The organism is Pontibacter silvestris, assembly GCF_020907275.1.
Lineage (GTDB): Bacteria > Bacteroidota > Bacteroidia > Cytophagales > Hymenobacteraceae > Pontibacter > Pontibacter silvestris.
Genome location: NZ_JAJJWI010000054.1, coordinates 1 through 6,045, shown reverse-complemented (window position 1 = coordinate 6,045; position 6,045 = coordinate 1). Strand labels below are relative to the sequence as shown.

General features: G+C 49.6%; 6 protein-coding genes. 3 read left to right on the top strand and 3 right to left on the bottom strand.

The window, feature by feature from the left end; genetic code table 11:
• Nucleotides 1-273 (bottom strand): hypothetical protein (locus LN995_RS21270; RefSeq protein WP_229963113.1); only part of this gene is annotated, 273 nt, incomplete at its 3' end.
• A gap of 220 nt (nucleotides 274-493) precedes the next feature.
• Here LN995_RS21270 and LN995_RS21265 point away from each other — a divergent pair.
• The 3 genes from LN995_RS21265 to LN995_RS21255 all read left to right on the top strand — a co-directional run bounded on the left by LN995_RS21265 (nucleotide 494) and on the right by LN995_RS21255 (nucleotide 2,170).
• Nucleotides 494-910, top strand: coding sequence for an STAS/SEC14 domain-containing protein (locus LN995_RS21265; protein WP_229963112.1), 417 nt, complete (start codon nucleotides 494-496; stop codon nucleotides 908-910).
• Nucleotides 911-1,059: 149 nt separating this feature from the next.
• Complete coding sequence (locus LN995_RS21260) at nucleotides 1,060-1,365, top strand: hypothetical protein (protein ID WP_229963111.1); 306 nt, start codon at nucleotides 1,060-1,062, stop codon at nucleotides 1,363-1,365.
• A gap of 601 nt (nucleotides 1,366-1,966) precedes the next feature.
• Nucleotides 1,967-2,170, top strand: a complete 204-nt coding sequence (locus LN995_RS21255; RefSeq protein ID WP_229963110.1) for a hypothetical protein — start codon at nucleotides 1,967-1,969, stop codon at nucleotides 2,168-2,170.
• Nucleotides 2,171-2,314: 144 nt separating this feature from the next.
• Here LN995_RS21255 and LN995_RS21250 read toward each other — a convergent pair whose 3' ends face one another.
• A complete protein-coding gene (locus LN995_RS21250; RefSeq protein WP_229963109.1) occupies nucleotides 2,315-3,556 on the bottom strand; it encodes a sensor histidine kinase in 1,242 nt (413 codons plus the stop codon).
• A gap of 342 nt (nucleotides 3,557-3,898) precedes the next feature.
• Entirely contained in the window at nucleotides 3,899-5,053 is a 1,155-nt protein-coding gene (locus LN995_RS21245) for an acyl-CoA dehydrogenase family protein (protein WP_229963108.1), read from the bottom strand.
• Nucleotides 5,054-6,045: the final 992 nt, after the last annotated feature.

Genomic DNA, 6,045 nt, shown 5'->3' with positions numbered 1-6,045 from the left:
TGTTTGTTGTATCGGAAATAGAGGGATTTTTGAGACAAATGCGGAAGAGGTAACGGCTTGTACATGAGATGAGATGAGCAGGGCGTAGCCGAAGCTTTGCTCATGTGCTTTTAAGAACCATCCGCCAATCCAATCATTCAGTGGCCATGCAAAAGCAGCATGAACCAAGCTAGAAAGAAAGAAAACTCCCCCACCTGTGTGCAGCCCCGCAACACGGCATCTTAGTGGAACTTCTGATTCCTGCCCCCAGAAAAAGAGGGTGTGTTCCACCATTGTCACTGGGTTAGCACAGGGATAATTACACTCGATGGGATCTATGTTTATTTATCTGATTATATTTGATCTGGCATTTGCAAACCCTGGTAGCCTAGTCAATGCAGAGCATACTGCTCTTCATGGGTAGGAGGACACGGAATCAAGCAAAAAACAGGTTTTTCCTGCCAAACTTATCACGGACTAAAATAGTATGCTTTTCTGCTACGCACTCACATGAATGAAAAAAGAACTTAAAAACGTCTTTGGCAAAGTCTTTATCACCGTTACTGTAGACGATCTGAACAAGTGGGTTCATACAAACTGGGTCGGATACCTGACGCGGGAAAATGTAAAGGCTGGCGCCCTGGCCTACATCGATGTGGTAAGGGAGTGCGGGTTTAGCTGTGTTCTTAACGACACAAGCGGCGTGATAGGCGGCTGGGATCATTCCCTTGATTGGGTTGTGAATGAGTGGTCTCCTCAGGCCGCCAGTGCCGGCATAAAGCACTTTGCTCTCATCACCACACCCGAGTCTTTCGCTGAAACCACCGCATCCAGCTTCTACTCCAGCATAAAGGCCTTTGAGGTAAGGGTATTTGGTAAGGCAGCTAGTGCTGAGGACTGGCTGCGCCAGTATTCTTTGAAGGTAATATAGGAATAAGAATCAATGATCAAGGAGTCTATTAAGAATAGATAATGGAACAGCAGGTTGAGCTAAAAAAGGTATACGGCGATGTGTTTTTCACTGCCGCAAGGATAAAGGGCGACTCCATCATCTACTCGCGTTGGTTTGGGGTCCAGTCGGTGGAAACCGTGAAGGAGGGCGGCTATAAATTACTGGAAATGATCAAGGAGAAGCCGTGCTCTAAGCTGTTGAACAGCAACAAAGAAGTTGTCGGCTCCTGGGATATGGCCCTCGAGTGGGCGGAAAGCGTGTGGACCCCTGAAATGAAAAAGGCGGGTTTGCGCTACCTGGCACAGGTGGTTCCATCCAGCATTTATGCCACCCTAACCATTGAAAGCCTGATACATCGTATCGATAAAGTGTTGGAGATAAGAACCTTCAAGGAGGAATCGGATGCAGAAGAGTGGCTGCTCTCTGTTGAGTGATACCAGGTGCTTAGTCCTGAAATGTGCCGTATCAGAAAAGGGCGGAATAATGGTATTCTGCATTAAATAACTCCAGTACTCTAAATAACATCAGTTATTGGGTGATAGGTCCTGCCAGCCTGTTGCAACCGACTACGCCCAGCGCTAAGCCAGCCTAAACTGCACTGGCCCCTATGCCGGAATATTTACGGAGTTTTCATCGAAATTCGAATGTGGCTCAGTGTCCTTAAAGCTATCGGCAAGTCCGCCTGTAGTAGTGCCATGGCACACGCAACCAAAGCCATAGAAAGAAAGCTGGGTAACAAGCCGCAGGGATTGTGGACGGGCGGTAAAAGAGAAAGCACTTGCTTCTGCATGTGCCTCAGTAGACTAATCTAGCTTTATGCGCAAGAATACCTTGCATTCTCTGCCCTGAAACAAAAGCTAAGAGATATAAAAATTAAATAACGCATGAGATCTGCAGCTAGCCGGAACAGGATGCATGTGGTAAATGATACCGTTACGCTGCCTTAAAGCACAGGGTAGGGAGGTTTATCGTCTACAGGAAAGGTAACCTCAAGGCTCAGAACGTGCTGATGGAGTATGTTCCGCGTAAAATGAAGTGGTACACGAAAGAGGAGGTGGAGCTGACAAATACGGTGGCGAAGGCACATGTCGCACCAGTCGCTGTCATGCTGACCTCCTCCGAGAGGGCTGTGTCCGTCCCGTACCCGACAAAGGGCTACATGGTCAAGCCCCTGACCCCAACACAGATAGCCTATCTCGTCGACTTGTTAGCAGAGATAGGCTGACACTACCGGCATAGCTTGTTCACCGAAAACCTGAGAGGGCTGTCCCGCAGATCCCCGCAAGACTGCGGAAAAGTGTTTCTACCTGTGCAGGCCTTATACAGATAACACTTTTTATGCCGGAAACGCTCAGTAGAAAAGGATGTATGTTAAAAGTACAGTTACTGAGCCGCATATTCCTTCAATCGTAGTTTAAACAAGGTACCTGTTCCTTCTTCACTTTCCACTGTGATGCTTCCCCCATTATTCTCGACGATACGCTTCACAATGTAAAGCCCTACTCCGCTACCTGCCACATGGGAGTGCATGCGCTTGAAGAGCTGAAATACTCTTTCTCTTTTAGACTCCGGTATACCAAGCCCATTATCTTTCAGGGTAAAACAGAAATCTCCCGCCTCTTGCCAGGCATCAATCTCTATGCAGGGCTTCCGCGACGGCGAACGGTACTTGATGGCATTACTGACCAAGTTATAAATCACGCTTGTCAGGTTCTTCTTCGGAAACCTGAGTGTAGGCTGTGCACCTGTGATGATTTTAATGCTCGCTCCCGACTCACTGATCTCACGCTCCAGCAGCTGCGTCACCTCGTCCACTATTGCCCCGAAATTTACCTGATCAGCCTCTTGTTCAAAGCTTCGCTGTATCCGGGATACTTCGGTGAGATCCTCCACTGTCTGCTTGAACCTCTCTATCGAACGCTTGATGTGCTCCAGCTCCATTTCCACTTTCGCACTTTCGGCACCGAGCTCGCTTTCTAGCGAGGACACGAGCCCCTCTATGTTCAGAATAGGTGACTTGAGATCATGGGAGGCTGTGTAGATAAAAATATCCAGGTCTGCGTTGACACGGGACAGGTTGGAATTCAGCTTTTCCAGCTCCTCCAGGTGAGCCTGCGTTCGCTGCCGCGCCACCACTGAGTCTGTAATGTCATCCAGCACCACCAGCTTGAAGTTGGAGGATGACTCCATGTCGATCGGTGCAGCCGACAACTCCAGGTATTTTACGGTTTCAGTTTCGTTGATTTCGATAACGTGCTTTTCTCCGCTAATGTGTCCATCTTGTAAAAAGCTTGTCATTTCAGACTGTGCCTGTTCCGGAAAAAGACTTGACAGGGCTACGTCGAGCACCTCCTTCTCTGACATGTTGAGGGTATTGAGGGCATAGTTATTCATGCTGAACACGGTACCGCTTCCTGAGATGAGCACAGCTCCAATAGGGGCCTCCTGCAAAGCTTTCGCTGTAAAATCCGACCGAACCCTGTCGGGTGACTTATGCGCGAACTGCTGCCCTGAAACCGTGATGCTTTTCATTTTGGCAAAGCTCCTTCGCTGGGCCGTACGCTGCACGGCGTCCTCCAGAATGGGTGCCATACGCTGCGCGGCGTCCTCCAGAATGGGTGCCATACGCTGCGCATTCCCATTGGAAACGCACTGTACCGTCGGCCCTACAAAAGGCGAGAACTGGAGAGCCTGCTTGATCTTTAAATGACTGCTATTGTCATTTATCAGCAGGATGGATATATTTCTATCGCATGCGAACGCATCCTGCGCAAAGCGAATGGGATTGGCTACTTCCTCGCCGATCAGTACAGCCTGGTATTGCTGAAGACTTTTGCAGACCTCCTTGAAGCTATCGGTGAAGCACTCGGTGAATTGAGCGGCTTTGAAATCAACAGTGTTCCGAAGCAGCTCCAGAGTTGTCCGGTGCAGACCAATATGTACGATGCTGTGGGTCATAAGCTGCCGTTAGCTATCCAATACCGGCTGCTCCAGCAGGGCTCGCCCCAGCCAGGTGTACAACATATCCGTTGTTGGTCCCATTACATGGGAAGCGCGCGCATCGCGCAGCAGCACATCCATGCGGGAGCTGTGGCTGTAGGCAATGCCGCCCATCAGGCTCATAGCCTCGTTGACCACCTCAACGCAGCAATTGGCCACCTCCGCTTTAGAGGCAAGAATAGGCAGTACCGCCGTCGGGTCCCCGCCGTCGCCTTCACGGGTTGCGTGGTGAAGCAACTGCCTGGTTCTCTCGATCCTCGCCCACAGCATGCCCAAGCGGTGCTGCAGCAACTGGTTCTGGCTTAGGGTGGTGCCACTGTGCGTGTAGGCCCTGCCGATCAGGTGCTGCCTGGCCTCGTTGAAAGCGGCCTGCGCTATGCCTAGGTAAGTCCCTGACATAGCTGTCAGGAAATAAGGGGCCACCACCTGAAATATGTACCACAGCTGGTCCCCTACTTCGCCCAGCAGGTTTTGAGCGGGCACTTTGATGTCCTTGAGAACAAGGGTTTTTGACGAGTTGCCCCTCATGCCGAGACCTGACCAGTCAGGCCCCCACTCTAACCCGGCTGTATCATTTCGCAGAACGAAACAGGAGAATTCATCGCGTGCCGCCTCCGGGTCCACCCCGGCAGTTGAGATGACATAGGAATCCGCTTTGCTGCCGTTGGTCACGAAGCTTTTGCTGCCGTTTAACAAAAACTCATTGCCGGAAAGCGCCAGTAGCTGGGTCTGCGGGAAATAGAAATGGGCTCCCGTGCCCGGCTCACTAAGGGCTAGTGTCGTAAGGTGCCTTCCTTGGGCTATGGGCTTCAAGAACTCTTCTTTCTGCTGCTCCGTCGCCTTGGCGCCGATCACAGCAGCCCCTACGCAATGCATGCCGTAGCACAGCGCTGCAGACCCCGAAACCTGGCCTAGTATTTCGCAGGCACGGGCAATGGCATGCAGGCCCTGCCCATGGCCACCAAGGTCTTTAGCGACAACTAACCCTCCTAAACCAGCGTTCTGAAGCGCTTGAATGCTGGCTTCAGGCCACTTACTCTTTTCATCAATGGCCCCGGCCTCATCTTTAACTGTACTGTTTGCAATCTGCTTTATACGGGATAGAATCTCCTGTAAATCCATATACTGGTGTATTTCTGCAATTGTAGCTGTTGCGCTTGGTTTTGTGCTTTACAATAACTAGCGACATTAAAGTATAAATGGCAATTCACGCTGCAACATATTCATTGCGGCCTTGATAGCGACTGATGGTCGGTTTTAACAAAATGACCGCACACTTCATGAAATAGCACTTTTAACAGGTGCCTGACTACAAAGATAGCTAAACATAACCACTTACCCTTACAGGTTTAATTTAATTTCAAGATAAATCCAAAGCAACAGCACCTAAGAGCGGGCTTTTAGATATAGCAAAGACAAAAGCGGATTGTGCAGATGAGGGGGCTGGCTATCTGCATGTTCGGACCTTCCCTGCAGGTGACACAACTCTCTGGTAAGCCAGCCCCCTCATCTGCGAAACTAAAACTTCGCATCTGCCACTTCTTTTACCAGTCCCCTGCATAGGTCAGGTCGATGGCCATGCGTTTGAAGCAGGCATTAAATACGTGTTCGCTCATAACAATCCAAGATAACTGTTAATCGAAGCTGCCCTTCAGTCAAAGGCAACAAGTTTACAAACGAAGTGCGCTTTTGGGTTGCAAGGACGATTTCTAAAAGAATGCACCTGCCTTCGATAAGGTAAGGGAAACGGCGATACAGTGAAAAGGGTACAACGCTAATTTGATGATCTAATCCAGATATAATTTGACAAGTTTCCAATCTCATAAAACGACCTTTTTTGAAGGATGAAGAGATAAAGTCATCATTGTAGTTGAGGTGCAGCAAGATCAACACGAACACCAACAACGTTGCAACAACAGGCTGTACAGTATAGGCAGTATATTGAGTAGAGGAATCCCCCCGTTGCTGCAAAACCACCCAAAACAACGCTTAGAGTTAACTTTTGTCTGTTCTAAAGAGCCTTACAAAGCTGCACCTGTCTTTGTGGGACACGTTGTTGCTGCTGCTGCACTCCTTGTTGTTGCAACGTTTGCCTCGTCCTGGAAAAAGTTGAC

Excerpts from the sequence above, each read along its gene's own strand:
- LN995_RS21265 (WP_229963112.1), top strand. The coding sequence starts at position 494 with ATGAAAAAAGAACTTAAAAACGTCTTTGGCAAAGTCTTTATCACCGTT.
- LN995_RS21250 (WP_229963109.1), bottom strand. The coding sequence starts at position 3,556 with ATGGCACCCATTCTGGAGGACGCCGCGCAGCGTATGGCACCCATTCTG.
- LN995_RS21245 (WP_229963108.1), bottom strand. The coding sequence starts at position 5,053 with ATGGATTTACAGGAGATTCTATCCCGTATAAAGCAGATTGCAAACAGT.